The organism is Echinicola jeungdonensis (genome assembly GCF_030409905.1).
GTDB lineage: Bacteria > Bacteroidota > Bacteroidia > Cytophagales > Cyclobacteriaceae > Echinicola > Echinicola jeungdonensis.
In genome coordinates, this window is sequence record NZ_JAUFQT010000001.1 from 2,013,108 (window position 1) to 2,032,611 (window position 19,504).

At 42.0% G+C, this 19,504-nt stretch carries 13 protein-coding genes; 10 read left to right on the top strand and 3 right to left on the bottom strand.

Annotated elements, in window-relative coordinates:
* Positions 1-218: 218 nt before the first annotated feature.
* A complete protein-coding gene (locus tag QWY93_RS08510) occupies positions 219-3,011 on the top strand; it encodes a glycoside hydrolase family 78 protein (protein ID WP_290247775.1) in 2,793 nt (930 codons plus the stop codon).
* Positions 3,012-3,172: 161 nt separating this feature from the next.
* Here QWY93_RS08510 and QWY93_RS08515 read toward each other — a convergent pair whose 3' ends face one another.
* Positions 3,173-3,454, bottom strand: a complete 282-nt coding sequence (locus QWY93_RS08515; protein ID WP_290247776.1) for a hypothetical protein — start codon at positions 3,452-3,454, stop codon at positions 3,173-3,175.
* 161 nt (positions 3,455-3,615) lie between these two features.
* On the opposite strand from QWY93_RS08515, the gene QWY93_RS08520 reads away from it, so the two are divergent.
* Both QWY93_RS08520 and QWY93_RS08525 read left to right on the top strand, forming a co-directional pair.
* Positions 3,616-4,787, top strand: a protein-coding gene (locus tag QWY93_RS08520) for an IS3 family transposase (RefSeq protein WP_435380184.1) whose coding sequence is annotated in 2 segments (ribosomal slippage) — positions 3,616-3,877 and positions 3,877-4,787 — 1,173 coding nt in all. Because the reading frame shifts where the segments join, the coding sequence is not laid out codon by codon here.
* A gap of 599 nt (positions 4,788-5,386) precedes the next feature.
* On the top strand, positions 5,387-6,004 hold the full coding sequence (locus QWY93_RS08525; protein ID WP_290247777.1) for a hypothetical protein: 618 nt from the start codon (positions 5,387-5,389) through the stop codon (positions 6,002-6,004).
* A 442-nt stretch (positions 6,005-6,446) separates the two neighbouring features.
* Here QWY93_RS08525 and galE read toward each other — a convergent pair whose 3' ends face one another.
* Positions 6,447-7,469, bottom strand: coding sequence for a UDP-glucose 4-epimerase GalE (galE, locus tag QWY93_RS08530; RefSeq protein ID WP_290247778.1), 1,023 nt, complete (start codon positions 7,467-7,469; stop codon positions 6,447-6,449).
* A 222-nt stretch (positions 7,470-7,691) separates the two neighbouring features.
* Between galE and QWY93_RS08535 the strand changes: the two genes are divergently transcribed.
* The 6 genes from QWY93_RS08535 (at position 7,692) to QWY93_RS08560 (ending at position 15,958) form a co-directional block, all read left to right on the top strand.
* Entirely contained in the window at positions 7,692-8,831 is a 1,140-nt protein-coding gene (locus QWY93_RS08535; protein ID WP_290248845.1) for an acyl-CoA dehydrogenase family protein, read from the top strand.
* Between the two features lie 392 nt (positions 8,832-9,223).
* On the top strand, positions 9,224-9,697 hold the full coding sequence (locus QWY93_RS08540; protein ID WP_290247779.1) for a GbsR/MarR family transcriptional regulator: 474 nt from the start codon (positions 9,224-9,226) through the stop codon (positions 9,695-9,697).
* 73 nt (positions 9,698-9,770) lie between these two features.
* On the top strand, positions 9,771-11,141 hold the full coding sequence (locus QWY93_RS08545; RefSeq protein WP_290247780.1) for a TolC family protein: 1,371 nt from the start codon (positions 9,771-9,773) through the stop codon (positions 11,139-11,141).
* Positions 11,142-11,195: 54 nt separating this feature from the next.
* A complete protein-coding gene (locus QWY93_RS08550; protein WP_290247781.1) occupies positions 11,196-12,242 on the top strand; it encodes an efflux RND transporter periplasmic adaptor subunit in 1,047 nt (348 codons plus the stop codon).
* 18 nt (positions 12,243-12,260) lie between these two features.
* A complete protein-coding gene (locus QWY93_RS08555; RefSeq protein WP_290247782.1) occupies positions 12,261-15,419 on the top strand; it encodes an efflux RND transporter permease subunit in 3,159 nt (1,052 codons plus the stop codon).
* A 296-nt stretch (positions 15,420-15,715) separates the two neighbouring features.
* The gene (locus tag QWY93_RS08560; RefSeq protein ID WP_290247783.1) at positions 15,716-15,958 is read left to right on the top strand and encodes an acyl carrier protein; all 243 of its coding nucleotides are present in this window, start codon (positions 15,716-15,718) and stop codon (positions 15,956-15,958) included.
* A gap of 468 nt (positions 15,959-16,426) precedes the next feature.
* Here the strand turns inward: QWY93_RS08560 and QWY93_RS08565 are convergent.
* Positions 16,427-17,598, bottom strand: a protein-coding gene (locus QWY93_RS08565; RefSeq protein ID WP_435380184.1) for an IS3 family transposase whose coding sequence is annotated in 2 segments (ribosomal slippage) — positions 16,427-17,337 and positions 17,337-17,598 — 1,173 coding nt in all. Because the reading frame shifts where the segments join, the coding sequence is not laid out codon by codon here.
* 754 nt (positions 17,599-18,352) lie between these two features.
* On the opposite strand from QWY93_RS08565, the gene QWY93_RS08570 reads away from it, so the two are divergent.
* Positions 18,353-19,159 (top strand): class I SAM-dependent methyltransferase, encoded by an 807-nt coding sequence (locus QWY93_RS08570; protein WP_290247784.1) that lies wholly within the window; start codon positions 18,353-18,355, stop codon positions 19,157-19,159.
* The last annotated feature ends 345 nt before the right edge of the window (positions 19,160-19,504 follow it).

Sequence of the window (19,504 nt, forward strand, 5' to 3'; positions counted from 1 at the left end):
AATCGTCACTCTGAGGGGAAGTGGGAGATTTGTTGGGGGAGCAGCGGGAGTCTCCATTTTAATGAAGAGATTGCGTCTTCCCTGATCACCGGGATTCGCGCCATAGGCGTCCCCACGGGGCAATGACGGTAAAGATTAAACTTTGTTTCATTATAAGTCAAATAAGCTTGTAAGCAATTGATCAATACAAACCCAAAACCCTTGAAATCCTAAAAAAAATGAAAAATTTCCTATCCGTTATCTTGACCATTCTTTTGGTCAATTCCTGGAGTCAAGTATTGGCATTTGATCCTCCATCAGAGGAAAGCAAAGCCATCTCACTTGAAGAATTGCAGGTGGAACAACTGACAAACCCTGTGGGAATCGATTTGCCTCAGCCCAGACTGAGTTGGAAAATCAATGCTGAGACAAGGAACACCCAACAGACATCCTATCATGTTTTGGTGGCCACAAGTCCCGATAAATTAACTCCGGGGGAAGCTGACCTGTGGAATTCCGGAAAAGTAAATAGTGACCAAAGTGTTCAGGTCCGGTATGAAGGAAAGACCCTGCAAAGCAATACACCCTGTTATTGGAAGGTTAAAGTCTGGACCAATCAGGGAGAAACTGAATGGAGTGAAGTGAAATATTGGAAGCAGGGCTTATTGTATTACAAAGATTGGTGGGGCCGCTGGATTGGTTTTGACAGGACATTTCCAGGGGAAAGTGAGGAGAAGTTTCCCACCCTAGGAGCAAGATATTTCAGGACTGAATTTGAACTGGATAAGGAGATAGAATCGGCTACAGCCTATATTATTGGCTTGGGGCTTTATGAATTCCACCTTAACGGTCAAAAAGTGGGTGATGCCGTTTTGGCCCCTGCTCCGACAGATTACGTGGAAAATGTCAAATACAATGCTTTTGATGTAACTGAAATGCTTCAGTCAAAGGGGGACAATGCCATTGGGGTAGCCTTGGGTAATGGCCGTTATTTTACCATGCGTCCTCATTATAAGCCTTATAAGATCAAAAATTATGGCTTTCCAAAAATGGTTTTCCATATGGAAATCAAATTCAAAGATGGAAGCCGGAAAGTGGTTTATTCAAGCGATGACTGGAAGGGAACAGCAGATGGCCCCATCAGAAATAACAATGAATATGATGGGGAGTTTTATGATGCCCGAAAAGAATTTCCAGGCTGGACTAAGCCCGGCTTTGATGATTCAAATTGGCTTCAGGCCGAATATGTGCAAGAACCAAGAGGGGATTTTGAAGCACAACTGAATGAAAACATGAAGGTCATGCAGGAAATCCAGCCAGTGGATATCACCCAATTGGATCAAAACCGATATATCTTGGATATGGGCCAAAATATGGTCGGATGGATTCAGATGAAGGTCAAAGGACAGGAGGGGGATACTGTGAAATTGAGATTTGCCGAATCCTTAGAAGAAGATGGTGAACTTTTTATGGCCAATCTCCGGGATGCCAAGGTAACTGATACCTACATTTTAAAGGGGGAAGGTGAGGAATCCTGGGAGCCTAAATTTACATATCATGGATTCAGATATGTGGAAGTTAGCAATTATCCGGGAACTCCCACCATGGATGATTTTGTGGGCAAGATGGTCTATGATAATATTCAAACGGTAGGAAAATTTTTAACTTCTAATGCTACCATAAACCAAATTTACCAAAACGCGTGGTGGGGCATTGCTGGTAATTACAAGGGAATGCCTGTGGATTGTCCACAAAGGAATGAAAGACAACCTTGGTTGGGAGACCGGGCTGTGGGAGCCCATGGAGAGAATTTTATTTTTGATAATTCCAGGCTTTATACCAAGTGGTTGGAGGATATCAGAAGGGGACAAAAAGCTGATGGATGCCTCCCGGATGTGGCTCCCGCTTATTGGCGGTATTACAGTGATAATATGACCTGGCCAGGAACTCTCCTGATGATTGCAGATATGCTTTACCTGCAAACCGGAGATGTGAAAGTCCTGGAAGACAACTATCCGGCTATGAAAAAGTGGTTGGAATATATGCGTGACCGCTACATGAACGAAAATTATATTGTGACCAAGGACAGCTATGGGGACTGGGTAGTTCCCCCTCCATCCATTGAGGCAGGAACCGGACAAAATGCTGATGTCAAAAGGCCAAGTGAGTTGATCTCCACTGCTTATTATTTCCACTTTATGAACATGATGGCGAAGTTTGCCAAAATCATCGGAGAGGACCAGGATATCCCTGCCTACCTGGAGTTGAGGGATAAAGTGGGCAAAGCTTTTGAGGAAGAATTTTATAATGAAGAAGGATATTATGGGAAAGGGAAAATGACCGATAATATTTTGCCCCTTTACTTTGGAATGGTTTCTCAGGAAAAGGAGCAAGAGGTTTTTGATCATATTGTCCATACCATTGAGGTGGAAAATGACGGGCACCTCAGCACCGGCCTGATAGGTACCCAATGGTTGATGAGGACCCTTACCAAATTTGGACGAGCAGATCTTGCCTTTCAATTGGCCACCAATCGCACCTATCCAAGCTGGGGTTATATGTTGGAAAATGGAGCTACTACCATTTGGGAACTTTGGCATGGTAATGTGGCAAAAGCCTCCATGAATTCCCAAAACCATACGATGTTGTTAGGGGATCTGAACCTTTGGTTTTATGAAAACCTTGCTGGCATCCAGGCTGACCCTAAAGCTCCAGGGTTTAAGCAGTTTATTCTGGATCCAACATTTGTGGAGGATTTGGATCATGTCAATGCTTCCTTTGATTCCCAATATGGTACCATTGGCAGTCATTGGGAAAAAAGAAGGAAATCCATCTCTTGGGAAGTAACTGTGCCGCCAAATACCCAAGCAAAAGTCAAATTCCCTGTTGAGCAACTAAGCGACATTGAATGGGACAATAAAGTTTTGGGAGAATTAAAAGGTATTGGAGGGTTGGAAACAGATCCATCCGGGAAAGTTTCTGTAACCTTGGGGTCTGGAAGTTACCGGTTTTCATTTCCATATATACAATAAAAGAGTTTAAAATACCCTAAAAGGGGCTTTTCAAATCCCTGTTTGGTTTCCAATTTAATGGAAAACGGACAGGGTATTTTTTTAAAAATAACCTCAACTCGTATCTAAAAACGTCACTGCGAGGCTTTGTAATGGGTGGCGGGGAGGAAGCCGTGGCAGTCTCAACTTTCAAAAACTGGATAACCACACCATTTTTTAAATTCAAAATGGTTCGTCCCCTGTCGAAGGCTTTCCAATTGGGAAATGACGGCTGATATCGAAATCCGGTCTTTTTTAGTTGCACTCAGGTTTTTGGGGCATTCCTCACCCATATCAATGGAAAAATGAGTAAAGAGTTTAAAGCCAAGAGCATAGATTAAAAATTCTGCTGGACTACCTGAATAGTACATTTTGAAATGTTTGGGATGGTTCAACCCCCAATGGGGTTGATGGGTTCCTATCATTTTTACCTTCCCCGGGTTTCACCCAGGGTTATTATTTTTGAAGGCTTAATTAGGCTTCTTTTCTCATCATCCCCAATGCAGTAGAGACTGTGGTGAAAAGAGTTTGGAGTGTATACCTTTGACTGGACAATAAGTTAAGCTCTTTTCTTAAATTTGAAACAATGAGTAATAGAGAAAGGAGAACATTTGACAAGGCCTTTAAAACGATGGCCGTAGAGCTTCATTTGAATGGAAAAACAAGTACTGAAGTTGGAAGAGAACTTGGGATTGGACCAGACCTGGTCAGGCGTTGGGCCAGGGAATTTAAAGCAAGTGAATCCAGCAGCTTTCCCGGAAACGGGAAACAGCATCTAACAGAAGAAGAGAAAGAAATCCTTGCCTTGAAAAAAGCCCTGAAAGAAGCCGAACTGGAGCGTGATATTCTAAAAAAGGCAGTAAGCATCTTTTCCAAGGGGGACAACAAATATTCCGGTTCATAAGGGCTCACAGGCACGAGTTTGCTGTTGAAAAGATGTGCAGGGTTTTTAAAGTAAGCAGAAGCGGTTTTTATGGCTGGCTTAACCGAAAACCATCCAAATGTGCTGAGGAGCGAGAAGAAGTATCCAGGGAAATCCATAAAATCTATGCTGAAAGCAAGTGCCGGTATGGAAGTCCGAAGATAACCATTGAGCTTAGGGACAGGGGCTTTTCGGTGTCCAGGCCAAGGGTTGCCAGGATAATGAAAGCAAATGGGCTCAGGAGTGTGATATCGGGGAAGTTCAGTGTCTGTACCACTGAATCTAACCACAGTTTCAGAATCAGTCCGAACCTGCTTAACAGGAACTTCAGCCCTGATGGCCCTGCAAAATCATGGGTATCGGACATTACCTACATCTGGACAGAAGAGGGATGGCTTTACCTGACCATGATCATGGACCTGTATGACCGTAAGATAATCGGATGGTCGATGTCCACCACCATGCATGCCGGGGCAACAGTTATACCGGCATGGCGAATGGCACAGATCAACAGGCCTTTTTTCAGAGACCTGGTTTTCCATTCAGACAGGGGCGTACAATATGCCTGCGGTGAATTCAAGAATGAACTCGATTCTGAAAAGGTGAGGCAGAGCATGAGCAGAAAAGGAAACTGCTGGGACAATGCAGTAGCTGAAAACTTCTTCAAAATCCTGAAATCGGAAACAGGATACCGTAAATACGGATCAGTAATGCAAGCAAAACAGGAAATTTTCGAATTTATTGAAATCTGGTACAATAGGAACAGGAGACACTCCTCACTTGGGTACCTATCACCTGATCAGTTCGGAAAAACCAACAAAAAAATTACCGTATAAAGACTGACCTCGAAATTGTCAGGGTGATTTTTTTTTCAATATCGCACTGACAATTTGAGGAGCCCGCGGCAGGCGTTATTATATTAACATAGAGCTTAATCATTTGTCCAGTTTTTTGTTGCAAATCCAGTTCTTCCATGTAGGAATATCCCTACAAGCTAAATATTAGAGGTAATGGGTAATAAATAAGATAAACTAAAGGACCCGCCAGGCGGGTCCTACTAAAATAACCCCGGGCAGCTGCTTCTCAAAAGCTGCCACCCGGGCTATGGAACGAAAACTTTCCAGCTTTAGCGGCCAGCAATCAAAATTGAGGAAACCAATTTCCGCTAATGCACAGGAATGCTCAATAAAGCCTTTCAAAGCCCCTATCGGAAATCATACGATTTTTACTTCTAAAACCATGGTTTGTATCCTCACCAACCCCCGCATAAGGATTCTGCAACATCCTGAAATGTTTTAGCAAGGTCAATTCAGTTAAGGGTTTGAAATACAAGGCTTATAGCTTGTTTTAAACAATTGAGGGCCTTAAATTATATAAAAGGAATTGGAGCATTTTTTGGCGAAAATGACAAATAAATCCATTAACCCACATTGTTATGCATAAAAAATCAAACAAGTCGAAAGTCGGGGAAAGTACACAGGTAATACAGTCGATGATTGAGGAAACCCGGTTTAGTATTTATCATGACCGATTGTTGTACTTTATGTGGGGGTATTTGACCTTGGCCTGCGCCTTCACCCATTATGTTTTTGGTTATTTATATGAATATTCGGAGCCTTATAGAGTTTGGGCTTTTATGTTTTTGGGTGCCGTGGTCCATTTTATTTATTTGGCCAAAAAAAGAAAGGCTTCCAGGGTAAGAACCTATATGGGAAGGGTGATGGCCGGCATTTGGGGAGGAATGGCCCTGGCAGTTATAGCAGTCCTGTTCAGTGCGAGTGAATTAGGTTGGTTGGTGATTTACCCTATCTGTTTGATTTTATATGGAACCGCTGGTTATGCTACAGGAATGATCCTGCAGTTTAAGCCAATGATCTGGGCAGGGGTGGTCAGTGCAATTGGGGGATGTTGGGCATTTTATCAACCTTTTCAGAATCAACTATTACTATTGATGGCAGTGATCATTGTAAGTTATTTGGTGCCGGTGCATATGGTTCAGCCCAAACATGAGGAGGTAAAGGAAATGGGTAAAGGAGATTTGAGTCATGAGTAGTAAGTATTGAGTGCCCACTCCGGCCCATCAGATCTAATGATATAACAGAACCAAGAAATAAGAATAAAGAGCAATGATCGCTGGCTAATGCATTAATAGGTAATTCGACAATTCCACGGTTCGACAAATTTACTTTTATAAGAAAAGAATTAAAGTTCTGAAAATCTTTGTTTTACAGCATGTTGTTAAATAATAGTGCGAGGCTGGGAACGGTTAACCGTTAACCTAAATTGAAGTTGGTGTTTTTGCAACTGCTGAGTTAAAAAAAGCGCTTTAAAGTCAAGTGAAAATAAAAAAACCATTTGCTTATGAAGCAAATGGTTTTCGATTAATAAACCCCTAATTAAAACTCGTAGTATTAATTATAGGTTAAAATTAATTACTTGACTTCTAAAAACCGTCCTGTACTGTCTTGGGATTCAGAGGGTAATTTTTCGAATTATTAAACTTTTTCTTTGCCCAAATGAAGCTGCCAATTCCAGGCATCTTTCAGTGCATCTTCCAGTCCATACTTAGGGGACCAACCCAGAACAGAAGAAACCTTGTCGGTGTTGGCCCAAACTTTTTCGATGTCACCAGCCCTTCTGGCTCCAATTTCGTAATTCAATGGTTTTCCACTTACTTTTTCAAAAGCTTTTATCACTTCCATAACAGAGTTTCCATTACCGGTGCCCACATTGAATAGGTCAAAGAAATTGTTCTTTTTGTCCGCCAGGTATTCGATTGATTTTACATGGGCGTCTGCAAGATCCATCACATGGATATAATCACGGATACAAGTGCCGTCAGGGGTATTGTAATCATCCCCAAATACAGTGATTTTTTCCCTGATCCCTGCTCCAGTCTGGGTAACGAATGGAACCAAGTTGGCAGGTACTCCCAATGGAAGTTCCCCGATTTTGGAGGAAGGGTGAGCACCAATTGGATTAAAATACCTCAAAGCAATTACCCTTGCTTCAGCACCGCTCTTGATATGGTCGGTAAGGATATCTTCGCAGATCTTTTTGGTGTTGCCATAGGGGCTTTCCGCATCTTTTCTCGGTGTGGTTTCTTTTACCGGCAGTTCATCAGGCTGCCCATAAACGGTGCAGGAAGAAGAAAAAACAATATCTTTTACCCCAAACTCCTTCATAGTTTCAAGAAGGATGATCAGGGAATTGATATTATTGCTGTAATAGGTCAAAGGAATTTGAGTGCTTTCTCCAACCGCTTTGCTGGCAGCAAAGTGGATAACCCCTTGCAAATCATTTTCCTTGAAAATTTTTTCCATCATTTTCCGGTCATTGCAGTCTCCTTCGTAGTATTTGACCGGCTTGCTCAAGATGGCCTCCAGACCTTGAAGCACATTTTTATTGGAATTTGAAAAGTTATCTATGATGATAGGTTCAAATCCGGCATTGACCAAAGCTACTGCGGTATGGGATCCTATATAGCCGGCTCCGCCGGTAATCAAAATTTGTTTCATAATTAGCTTCTTTTATAGGGGTAATAGGTTTTATGAAAATTCATGACAAATATATAGTAATCAATAGCCTCTAAAAATAATTAACTGTATTTAATGGGTAGTAAACTTATTTTTTCCCTGGAAGTTAATATCTTAACAATAAGGAAGCTATCGGAAAAGAGCCAAAGCTGCCTTTAAATTTTTTATAGTTTAAAGATAGGGCCCTAAACAATTATCCTTATGATGAATTTTGATTTTAATGAAAACCAGTCCATGATTGCCCAGATGATCAGGGATTTTGGTGCGAAGGAAATCACTCCGTTTCGGAAAGAATGGGATGATAAACAGCTATTTCCATTGCCACTTTTTAAAAAGATGGGGGAGTTAGGGTTAATGGGGGTGCTGGTGCCCACAGAATATGGAGGCAGCGGGTTTGGTTACTTTGAATATGTAACGGCTATTATGGAATTGTCCAAACTGGATCCTGGGGTAGGCTTGTCCATGGCTGCCCACAATTCGCTTTGTTGCGGCCATATAATGCTTTTTGGTAATGAAGAGCAAAAAAAGAGCTACCTCCCCAAGTTGGCTACCTGTGAAGCGCTAGGGGCTTGGGGACTTACTGAACCCAATACCGGATCAGATGCAGCCAATATGCGAACAACCGCCGTGCAGGATGGGGATTACTTTGTGATCAACGGAGCCAAGAATTTTATTACCCATGGTGTTTCCGGGGATATTGCCGTGATCATTGCCAGAACAGGGAAATTGCGGGAGTCCCGAGGGATGACGGCATTTGTGATTGAAAAGGGTACTCCGGGTATGAGAGGAGGAAGAAAAGAGGATAAAATGGGCATGCGGACTTCAGAAACCGCTGAGATGATTTTTGAGGATTGCAAGGTCCACAAAAGCCAAGTGCTGGGTGAAGTAGGAGAGGGATTTGTCCAATCTATGAAAGTGTTGGATGGTGGAAGGATATCCATTGCAGCTTTGTCCCTGGGTATCGCAGAAGGAGCTTTGGAAGCATCCATACAATATGCCAAAGAGCGGCACCAGTTTGATCAACCTATCAGCAGTTATCAGGGGATTTCTTTCAAATTGGCTGATATGGCCACCCAGCTGGAGGCTGCCAAATTATTGACTTTTAAGGCAGCAGACCTTAAAAACCGGGGAGAAAAAGTCACACTTGCCAGTGCCAAAGCCAAATATTATGCTTCTGAGGTAGCTGTAAAAATTTCCAATGAAGCCGTTCAGATTTTTGGAGGTTATGGCTTTGTCAAAGATTACCCAGTAGAAAAATACTATCGGGATGTAAAACTCTGCACCATAGGGGAAGGTACCTCAGAAATTCAGAAATTGGTCATTTCCAGAGAGATTTTGAAATGACGGTTAGGGAGGGAATGGTCAAAGGAGGGAAGATGGGTCAAAGTCTATAGACTTTAGATCATTACTACCCGCATCCTCCAGACTGCGGTATTTTTAAAGAATGGTGCAGTCAGGAGACTTCAGTTGATAAAGTTTAAGCCAGGAGACTTGAACTATTGGTATCAGAGATAAAAATTCAATATCCTGTTAGTATATAAAAAAAAATAGTAAAAGGTTAATGATTAATATGAAATACCAATAATGAATTTTTTAATATTTAAAAAGTACAATTAATATCCTTCCTTTAATTTACGGCCACCCATCCAAACAAAATTTTTGGTTCTCCTTTTTATGAACTAACAAAACCTTTTGTATCTTTGTGTCGTTAGGTTCTCAAGAAGGGGTTAAGGATTATGAAGTTAACTGCACAACAACAGGAAATTATTGAACGAATAGGCGTCTTTTTCGAGAAAAAAGGGCATCAACCCATTTTGGGTAGAATAATGGGTTTGTTGTTAGTTTTGGATGAGGCAGAGGCTACTTTTGATGAGATCAAGGATTATTTGTCCGTAAGTAAAAGTGCTGTCAGCAATGCACTAACCCTGCTCCAAAGCATGAATAAGGTGGAATACACCACGAAACCGGGTGAGCGAAAAAGATATTTTAAGTTGAGAACTAGGGACTGGAGAAATGATATGAAAGAAGATCTTCAAGGGATCTTTAGAATAAGCTCTTTGCTTAAAGAAGTGATGAAAGCCAGATCAGAAAAGAATCTTGAGTTTAATCAGTGTATTCTGGAGTTTCAACAATTTATTGATTTCATGAAAGAAGAAATGCCCAAGCTCATTGAAAAATATGATCGTTTGCATACCAAATCGGAGTCGTAAAAAAAATTTATTCATTTAGTTCATAAAATTCTGAACAAAAAAAATAATAAGTAACTAACTATAAATTAATAAAATGATAAAACAACTTTGGACAGGACTGATCGCTGTTTTTTTGTTTTCAAGCAGTGGATTTGCTCAGGGGATCATTGAAAATGACCACCCCTTTACGCTTCAGGAATGCATCAAATTGGGTTTAAAACACAATACGGATATCAAAAAGGCCCAATTAGATGAATCAGCAGCAGATTTCCAGCGAAAGGAAATCACCGGTTCCGGAATGCCCCAGATAAATGCCTATGGAAATTATAATAATTTCCTGGATGTATTTCCCCAGGCCATCCCTGGCGGGGTCCTGAACCCGGAATCTGACCCAAACGGGGTGGATGTGATTTCCTTTGGGGTGCCCCAAAGCATAAAAGCTGGATTTCAGATTAACCAATTGCTTTTTAGCCAATCTTATTTGGTGGGCCTTAAGGCAGTCCAGTCATCTGAGGAGTTTTACCGCCTCTTGACCCAAAAGACCGAGGAAGACATCATTTATGATATTTCCCTCAATTATTATGGGGTCATTGCCACTCAGCTACAATTGAATAATCTCCAGGCCAACCATGATAAGCTGAGCAGACTGGAAAAAATCATCAAGGCCCAATATGAAAATGATTTGGCCAGGAAGGTGGACCATAACAGGGTAAAGGTGAACCTGACCACCCTGGAAACCCAAATGGACAATCTGGAAATCGTCATCGAACAGCGAACCAATTACCTCAAGCTGGTGATGGGCTTGCCGGTAGATGTGGATTTGGAACTAGCTCCATATGATTTTAATGACCAAAACCTGCCTGTTCGTTCTTTGGCAGCCAATGCCCAGCTCAGTGATCGCTATGACCTGCAAGTATTGGACAAGCAATTAGAGCTAAATGCATTGAACATCAAAAATATCCAGTCCGGGTACTACCCGACCCTTTCGGCTTTTGCTGATTTGAATTATAATGCCTTTTCAAGGGAATTTGATTTTATATCCGATAGCCATGTGTGGTACAGGGGAAGTCTGGTTGGGTTGAAATTGAGTTTACCCATCTTCGATGGGTTCCAAAAGAAAAACAAAATCGCCCAGGCCAGGGTGAAATCTGAAAAACTTAAGCAGGACCAGTTTATGACAGAGCAGGCTGCCCGGGCAGAGTACCTGAATGCCCGGAAAAAGTTGGGGAATTCCCTCAAGAGCCTCCATGCCCAGGAGTCCAATCTGGATTTGTCCGAGGATGTTTTTGACCAAACCGAAAAATTATACAAAGAAGGCCTGGCCCCATTGACGGATTTATTGGATGCAGAAACAGCCCTTAGGGAAGCAAGGTCTGCCTTTTACAACCAAATCATCAATGTCAAAACAGCCCAAGCGGATTTGTATAAATCCACTGGAAATATTGAAAAAATCTATCAACCCTAATTCCCCTTCAAAAGTACGGAAACCCTCTTTCCAACATATCAATCAACATTTGCTATGAAAAAGATAATCACACCTATAGTATTAGTCATAATAGCGGCAAGCATTGGCTTTACCCTTTTCAAAAACAAACAGGAAATGGAAGTGAAGGCCGAGCAGGCCATGAAAACCAGTGAGTCTATTCCTGTAAGGACTCAAAAAATTTCCAAGTCAAGTTATAAAGTCTCCTTTACTTCTAATGGCAAATTTGTTCCCAGCCAGGAATTGACCCTCAAGTCAGAGGCCAGTGGAAAGGTGGTAAAGGTCTATAGGGGAAAAGGGGCCTATGTGAAAAAAGGAGATGTCATCGCCAAATTGGATGATGAACTTTTACAATCAGAATTGTTTATTGCGCAAGTAAAACTGCGTCAAAGCAAAAAAGACCTTGCCAGGTATGAAAATTTGGCCGGAACAGAAGCCATCACCGAAAAGCAACTGGAAGAAATCAGGAATGCCGCCAAAATGAATGAATCTCAGGTCAAAATGATCAAGAAACGTTTGGCCAATACTGTTATTACTGCTCCAATATCAGGCTATATCAATGAGGATTATAACGAAATCGGAACCTTAATGAGCCCGGGCATGAAAGTGGTAGACATTGTGAATGTACATCCGGCAAAGCTGGTGGTGAAAGTTTCAGAATCAGAAATTGCCCGCATTCAAACCGGAGATGAAGTGGAAGTTAAAGTGGGGGTGTTGCCAGAGAAAGAATTTAAAGGAAAAGTAAGCTTTACCAGTGCCAAGGGAGATGGCTCCCTCCGGTATGAGGTGGAAATTGATTTAGAGGAAAAATCAGATGAAATCAAACCGGGCATGTTTGCTTATGCCTCCTTTGATTACCCTTCCCGGGAAGCCATTCTTATTGACCGTAAAGCCTTGGTCAATGGGGTCAAAAATCCAGAGGTATATGTGCTGGAAGACGGTAAAGCAGTATTGAAACCTGTAAAATTGGCTCCAATGGGAGAGGATAAACTTGTCCTGTTGGATGGCTTGAAAGAAGGAGAAAAGCTGGTGACTTCCGGCTTGATCAATTTGCGTGATGGAATGCCTGTCACTGAACTGTAAGCTGAAAAATAGAAGGATTTGCAGATCACAAAAATATCAATCAAACGGTCCACCATTGTGGTGGTGCTGTTTACCATTCTGACATTGCTGGGCCTGTTTTCTTACAGCCAGATGTCTTATGAACTTTTGCCCAAATTCAGCCCCAATGTGGTGACGGTATCTACCCTTTACCCGGGGGCTGCACCTACTGAGGTGGAAAATTCTGTAACCCGTGAGCTGGAGGATGCCCTGGCATCGCTTGAAGGAATAGATGTGATGAAATCCACCTCATTGGAAAGTTTTTCCATCATTACCATAGAACTGGATGATGATGTGGATGTGGATATTGCCATGCAAGATGCACAGCGGAAAATTGATGCTGTTTTGGGGGATTTGCCGGAAGATGCGGATCCGCCGGCCTTGGGAAAATTTAGCCTGGACGATATGCCAATCATGCAAATGGGGGCTTATTCTTCCCTGACCGCAACAGAATTTTATGACCTGATGGACCAGAGGATCCAGCCAACCTTGGCCCAAATTGACGGCGTGGCCCAGGTTAATCTTTTGGGTGGCGCAGAAAGGGAAATTAAGGTCAACCTGAACCAGAATAAATTGGAAGCTTATGGGATTTCTCCCTTACAGGTCAACCAGGCCATAACTTCTGCCAACCTGGATTTCCCAACCGGAAAATTAAAAAGTGATGATGAACAGATTTTGATCCGGCTTGCGGGGAAATTCACCAGCGTGAATGAGATCGGGGAATTGGTGGTCAGCAATATGGGTGGATCTACCATAAAAGTTAATGATGTGGCTGAGGTGGTTGACTCCAATAAGGAAGAGGAAATTCTAAGTCGGCTGAATGGCAATAGCGCCATTGGGATAACCATCCAAAAACAATCGGATGCCAATGCAGTGGATGTGGCAGAAAGGGTTGATGAGGCATTGGCTGATTTGGAAGCCACTTACCAGGGAAGTGATTTGAAGTTTGAGGTCTCCCAGGATTCCTCTGACTTTACCCTGGAAGCTGCGGAAGCAGTGATTCACGATTTGATGATTGCGGTATTGTTGGTGGCTGCAATTATGCTCTTGTTCCTGCACAGTTTCCGGAATGCTTTGATTGTAATGATTGCTGTGCCTGCTTCCATTATTGCCACTTTTACCCTGATGTATCTGGCTGGATTTACCTTGAACCTGATGAGTTTATTGGCTCTTTCACTGGTGGTGGGGATCCTGGTGGATGATGCTATTGTGGTAATTGAGAACATTTACCGGCATATGGAAAAAGGGAAATCTGCCATACAAGCTTCCTATGATGGGATCCGGGAAATTGGAGGCACTGTAACCTCTATTACCCTGGTGATTGTGGTAGTGTTTGTGCCGCTTTCCATGACCGGAGGATTGATTGCAGGAATTTTAACCCAATTTAGTATTACAGTGGCCGTAGCGACCTTAATGAGTTTGTTGGTGGCCTTTACCTTGATACCCTTGTTGACCAGCCGCTTTTCTAAGCTGGAGCATATCAATCCGAAAAGTATATTTGGCCGGATTGTCAATGGCTTTGAGAAGATGTTGGACAGTGTGGTGGATTGGTTGACTGGAATCCTGAAATGGTCTTTTAATAACAAAATCGTTACACTGGTAGTTACTCTTGTGCTGTTTGTTTCTTCCTTTATGCTGGTTAGCAATGGCTTTATCGGAAGTGAATTTGTGAGTCAGGGTGACAAAGGGGAATTTATTATGAGGTTGGAGTTGCCCAAATCTTCCACTTTGGAAGAAACCAATTTCAAAACCCGGGAAGTGGAAAACTTTATTTCCAAAATGCCTGAAGTGACCGGTTTGTTCACCACAGTGGGGCAGACCACAGGAAGCATGTCCGGAAGCCAGGCCACACCATATGCGGCAGAGATTACCGTAAAAATGGTGGATGCGGAAAAAAGGAATATGACAGCACCTGAATTTGCCAGGAAGGTAGAAATCCAACTGGAGGAAAATATAGTTGGCGCTGAATTTACTGCAGTTCCCATTGGAATTACCGGTACTGCCAATGATGCTCCCATTCAGATTGTGCTTTCAGGCCCTGACTTGGATACACTGAAAAGCTTCTCTGATAAGGTTATGGCAGAAATGGAGCAAGTCCCTGGTACCCGGAAAATAGAATCCAGCCTGGAGGAGGGAAACCCGGAAATCAGGGTGGAAGTGGACCGGGCCAAAATGGCGGACCTTGGCCTGAACATGAGTATGGTGGGCGGAACCATGCAAGTGGCTTTCAATGGCAATACTGATGCCCAATACCGGGATGGAGATTATGAATATGATATCAATGTCCGCATGGATGAGTTTGACAGAAAATCCGTCGGGGATATTGAAGCATTAGGATTTGTCAATAACAGGGGAGAGTTGATTCAATTGAAGCAATTTGCTAAGGTAATCCCTTCAGAAGGCCCTAGTGAGTTGCAGCGCCAGGACAGAATTGGTTCTGTAACTGTTAAGTCCCAGGTATCCGGTAGACCAACCGGTACGGTGGGGGCAGAAATTCAGGAGAGAATTGCCCAATTGGAAATTCCAAAAGAGGTGAGTATTTCCTATGCAGGTGATATGAAAATGCAGGAAGAAGGATTTGGAAGCCTGGGAATTGCTTTGTTGGCATCGATATTGTTGATCTACCTGATTATGGTGGTCTTGTATGATAATTATGTTTATCCATTTGTTGTAATGTTTTCGCTGCCATTGGCGGTGATTGGGGCTCTTTTGGCCCTGGCCATGTCCAGCAGCTCGCTAAGTATTTTCAGTATTCTTGGATTAACTATGCTGATGGGACTGGTTGCAAAGAACGCCATTATGCTTGTTGACTTTACTAATCAGCTGAAAGAAGCTGGACTGGAGGTAAAAGCTGCCTTGGTCAAAGCAGTGGAAATCCGGTTTCGTCCGATCTTGATGACCACTTTGGCCATGGTATTTGGGATGTTGCCCATTGCATTGGCATCAGGGGCCGGTGCGGAGTGGAAAAATGGCTTGGCCTGGGCATTGATCGGGGGGCTGATTTCCTCCATGTTCCTGACCATGGTAGTTGTGCCAGTTATATATTACCTGTTTGACCGGATCCTGGCCAGGTTTGGGAAAGACCAGAAAAAGGAAATTCATATAGAGGAAAAAGCCTTGGAGGAAGAAGAATCCGAGGTGGCGGAGTATGTTTATTAACTTCAGCTCGAATCTAAAAACGTCACTGCGAGGAGGAGGAACGAGGACGAAGCAGTCTCGTCTTTGAAAACGAGATTGCTTCCTCCCCTTGGTCGTCGCAATGACGATAGCGACCCTGCTTCGGTCTTTTTTATTAGTCGAACTCAGGTTATTAATAATCTATAGTTGGTTGTTTTTATGGATGAGGTTTAATTGGTGCACCCGGCTATAAGGGCCAGGGTGCCCAATTAGCATCGATTCCGATATGACCAGGACAAATTGAATGGGGTTTACGTCCTGAATAAAATGTGAGAAAAATGAAAACAAATTATACCAAGATAAAAACCATCATCCAGGTAATGGGGAAATATGGAGTAAAGCCACTTTCCAAGATGAAGGGGGCAGATTTTGTCCATGACCTGGGATTTGATGCCGTTTATGTGGGCGGCTTGATCTATGATGTGGAAGATGCGCTACATGTCCGGTTGGATGATGACGAAGCCAAAAATTTACGTAATCCCCAGGAGTTGATTGGGTCAATGTTGAGGTATCAGAATTAGTTTAGAAAAGTATCCAGTAATAGGATATTAGTAGCAAGTGGTAAATTGTAAATGCCGGAATAATGTTGACCACATAGGGTTAAAATTCTGTTTCTAAAATGAGTTATTAGAGCAGGAGGCTACAGTTTAATGGTTCCACGCCTGTGTTCGCTACGGCTTAGTAAAGAGGATGGGGCAAAGGAGAAAAGGTGACCGTTAAAAGATGCTGTTGCCTTTTTTTATTATAGTAGGGAGTAGCGAGATTTGAGTCGTCCAAGCGACGGAGTCGAATGCGGTCCCTGAGCGCCTGCCTCCCGGAGGGATGGGAGCTGAAGGGCCGCTATCGTATTATTTGTGGAGTGGATTTGCAACAAAAAACTGGACAAATGATTAAGCTCTATGTTAATATAATAACGCCTGCCGCGGGCTCCTCAAATTGTCAGTGCGATATTGAAAAAAAAATCACCCTGACAATTTCGAGGTCAGTCTTTATACGGTAATTTTTTTGTTGGTTTTTCCGAACTGATCAGGTGATAGGTACCCAAGTGAGGAGTGTCTCCTGTTCCTATTGTACCAGATTTCAATAAATTCGAAAATTTCCTGTTTTGCTTGCATTACTGATCCGTATTTACGGTATCCTGTTTCCGATTTCAGGATTTTGAAGAAGTTTTCAGCTACTGCATTGTCCCAGCAGTTTCCTTTTCTGCTCATGCTCTGCCTCACCTTTTCAGAATCGAGTTCATTCTTGAATTCACCGCAGGCATATTGTACGCCCCTGTCTGAATGGAAAACCAGGTCTCTGAAAAAAGGCCTGTTGATCTGTGCCATTCGCCATGCCGGTATAACTGTTGCCCCGGCATGCATGGTGGTGGACATCGACCATCCGATTATCTTACGGTCATACAGGTCCATGATCATGGTCAGGTAAAGCCATCCCTCTTCTGTCCAGATGTAGGTAATGTCCGATACCCATGATTTTGCAGGGCCATCAGGGCTGAAGTTCCTGTTAAGCAGGTTCGGACTGATTCTGAAACTGTGGTTAGATTCAGTGGTACAGACACTGAACTTCCCCGATATCACACTCCTGAGCCCATTTGCTTTCATTATCCTGGCAACCCTTGGCCTGGACACCGAAAAGCCCCTGTCCCTAAGCTCAATGGTTATCTTCGGACTTCCATACCGGCACTTGCTTTCAGCATAGATTTTATGGATTTCCCTGGATACTTCTTCTCGCTCCTCAGCACATTTGGATGGTTTTCGGTTAAGCCAGCCATAAAAACCGCTTCTGCTTACTTTAAAAACCCTGCACATCTTTTCAACAGCAAACTCGTGCCTGTGAGCCCTTATGAACCGGAATATTTGTTGTCCCCCTTGGAAAAGATGCTTACTGCCTTTTTTAGAATATCACGCTCCAGTTCGGCTTCTTTCAGGGCTTTTTTCAAGGCAAGGATTTCTTTCTCTTCTTCTGTTAGATGCTGTTTCCCGTTTCCGGGAAAGCTGCTGGATTCACTTGCTTTAAATTCCCTGGCCCAACGCCTGACCAGGTCTGGTCCAATCCCAAGTTCTCTTCCAACTTCAGTACTTGTTTTTCCATTCAAATGAAGCTCTACGGCCATCGTTTTAAAGGCCTTGTCAAATGTTCTCCTTTCTCTATTACTCATTGTTTCAAATTTAAGAAAAGAGCTTAACTTATTGTCCAGTCAAAGGTATACACTCCAGAGCCCATTTAAGCCCTGTTAAAGGCGACTACAAAAATTACCCGGGGTTCAAAACCCGGGAAATATAGCCACACCCATCTCTTGGCTTTAGCCGCCTAACAGTCACTTACTGCCAACCCTTTTTCGCTAAAGCCCCATTCTATTAATATTTGAACAATGAGCCATTAAAAAGTCCCTTGTTCTACAGGGTTACAAATCCTGATTTATTGGGAATTTGACATTGCAAATGTCGAATAGCGGTAATAGGTAACCCGAGGAATGGGTTGAAATAATGAGGGCTTTTTATTAACTTCTAAAGGTGTTTCTCACTTTTCGGGAAAATATGTCCAAGAGGTGTTCTTTGAAAAAAATCGGTTGAGTATTGGGAGATTTTTAACCGGAGAGGAAGAAATGAATTCCTATTGAGTTTTAAATTTTCAAAAGTGGAAAATCAAATGTCAGGGACCTTTCATTGGATAAGATTTACCCAGTGGGCCTTATTTTTTAGATTATATCCAGATCATAAAGACCTATAAAATTATTGTTCTAAAATAAGAGCGGTATAACGGAAAACAATTCTCAAGCAATGAAATAATTTTAAAGGATTTCCTGGTGATGAATCATAATGGTAAAAAACCTGCAGGTTCAACGATTTGGGAGATAAATACTCGGAAATATCATATAGAAAAATAAGCTTACTTGAACAATGATTTGAACTATGACCCAGATAAAAGACGAATGGAATGATGGGGATTCTTATGAATATTTTATGGGAAGATGGAGTTCGTTAATGGCCATTAAATTTTTGCGATGGCTTGATATTCCTTCCCATAAGAACTGGCTCGATATTGGTTGTGGAACGGGTGCCTTGAGCCAGGCCATTGAAAATTATGAGAGCCCCTCAAGCTTATCAGGTATAGATACATCCATCGGATACATTGAAAAAGCGAAGCAAAGGGTTTCAATGAACCGGGATTTTAAAGTCGGTAATGTTGATGATTTGCCATTTGATGATCAAAGATTTGATGTCGTAGTATCGGGGCTTGCACTAAACTTCTTCCCTGATATAGAGAATGCTTTATTGGAAATGAAAAGAGTAACCAGGCCAGGGGGAGTTATTGCAGCTTACGTATGGGATTATGCTGAAAAAATGGAATTCTTAAGATATTTTTGGGATGCTTCCTGCCAAATTGATTCATCCTCTAAAAACCTTGACGAAGGAAAAAGATTTCCTATTTGTAATTCAGAAAATTTATCAAAAGAATTGAGAAAGGTTGGGCTAGTAGAAGTTGAAGCTTCTTTTCTTGAAATTGAAACTGTATTTAAAGATTTTGATGATTATTGGAATCCATTTTTTGGTGGACAAGGGCCTGCACCCGGTTTTTTACAGTCATTAAATAAGAACTCCCAAGATAAATTAAAAGATAAAATTCGGGAACGAATAAATTTTGAACCTGATGGTTCAATTAGGCTAATTGGAAGGGCCATAGTAGGTAAGGGAAAAACGACTCAAAATAATGTTTAAAAATGCATTGAAATGAATGTAATACTTACCATTTCAGGAAAGTATGGATTTTGAACAAATAAAATGTTAAGTGAAATAATAAAGTATTGTACTTCCCTAAATACCGTTTACCATTTTGTTTAAAAATTCTTTTCCAATTTTTGTATAGAGAACCGTAGGCTAAAATTTTAAGGACCCTCAGCTCAGCCGTCCGGCCAATGGGTTTATTATGCAAGTCGTAGATTTTTGCGATAATACTGCATAATATACCTCCTTTTATACTATCTATTTAATTAGTTGATGTTAAGGGTGAAATAACGTAAATTATATAATATTTATTAAAATAAATGGCAGGTAATATTATAT

What these genes read in the sequence shown, in the direction of transcription:
- QWY93_RS08545 (WP_290247780.1), top strand. Translation starts at nt 9,771, where the DNA reads ATGATAAAACAACTTTGGACAGGACTGATCGCTGTTTTTTTGTTTTCA.
- QWY93_RS08540 (WP_290247779.1), top strand. Translation starts at nt 9,224, where the DNA reads ATGAAGTTAACTGCACAACAACAGGAAATTATTGAACGAATAGGCGTC.
- QWY93_RS08560 (WP_290247783.1), top strand. Translation starts at nt 15,716, where the DNA reads ATGAAAACAAATTATACCAAGATAAAAACCATCATCCAGGTAATGGGG.
- QWY93_RS08535 (WP_290248845.1), top strand. Translation starts at nt 7,692, where the DNA reads ATGAATTTTGATTTTAATGAAAACCAGTCCATGATTGCCCAGATGATC.
- QWY93_RS08570 (WP_290247784.1), top strand. Translation starts at nt 18,353, where the DNA reads ATGACCCAGATAAAAGACGAATGGAATGATGGGGATTCTTATGAATAT.
- galE (WP_290247778.1), bottom strand. Translation starts at nt 7,469, where the DNA reads ATGAAACAAATTTTGATTACCGGCGGAGCCGGCTATATAGGATCCCAT.
- QWY93_RS08515 (WP_290247776.1), bottom strand. Translation starts at nt 3,454, where the DNA reads ATGATAGGAACCCATCAACCCCATTGGGGGTTGAACCATCCCAAACAT.
- QWY93_RS08525 (WP_290247777.1), top strand. Translation starts at nt 5,387, where the DNA reads ATGCATAAAAAATCAAACAAGTCGAAAGTCGGGGAAAGTACACAGGTA.
- QWY93_RS08510 (WP_290247775.1), top strand. Translation starts at nt 219, where the DNA reads ATGAAAAATTTCCTATCCGTTATCTTGACCATTCTTTTGGTCAATTCC.
- QWY93_RS08550 (WP_290247781.1), top strand. Translation starts at nt 11,196, where the DNA reads ATGAAAAAGATAATCACACCTATAGTATTAGTCATAATAGCGGCAAGC.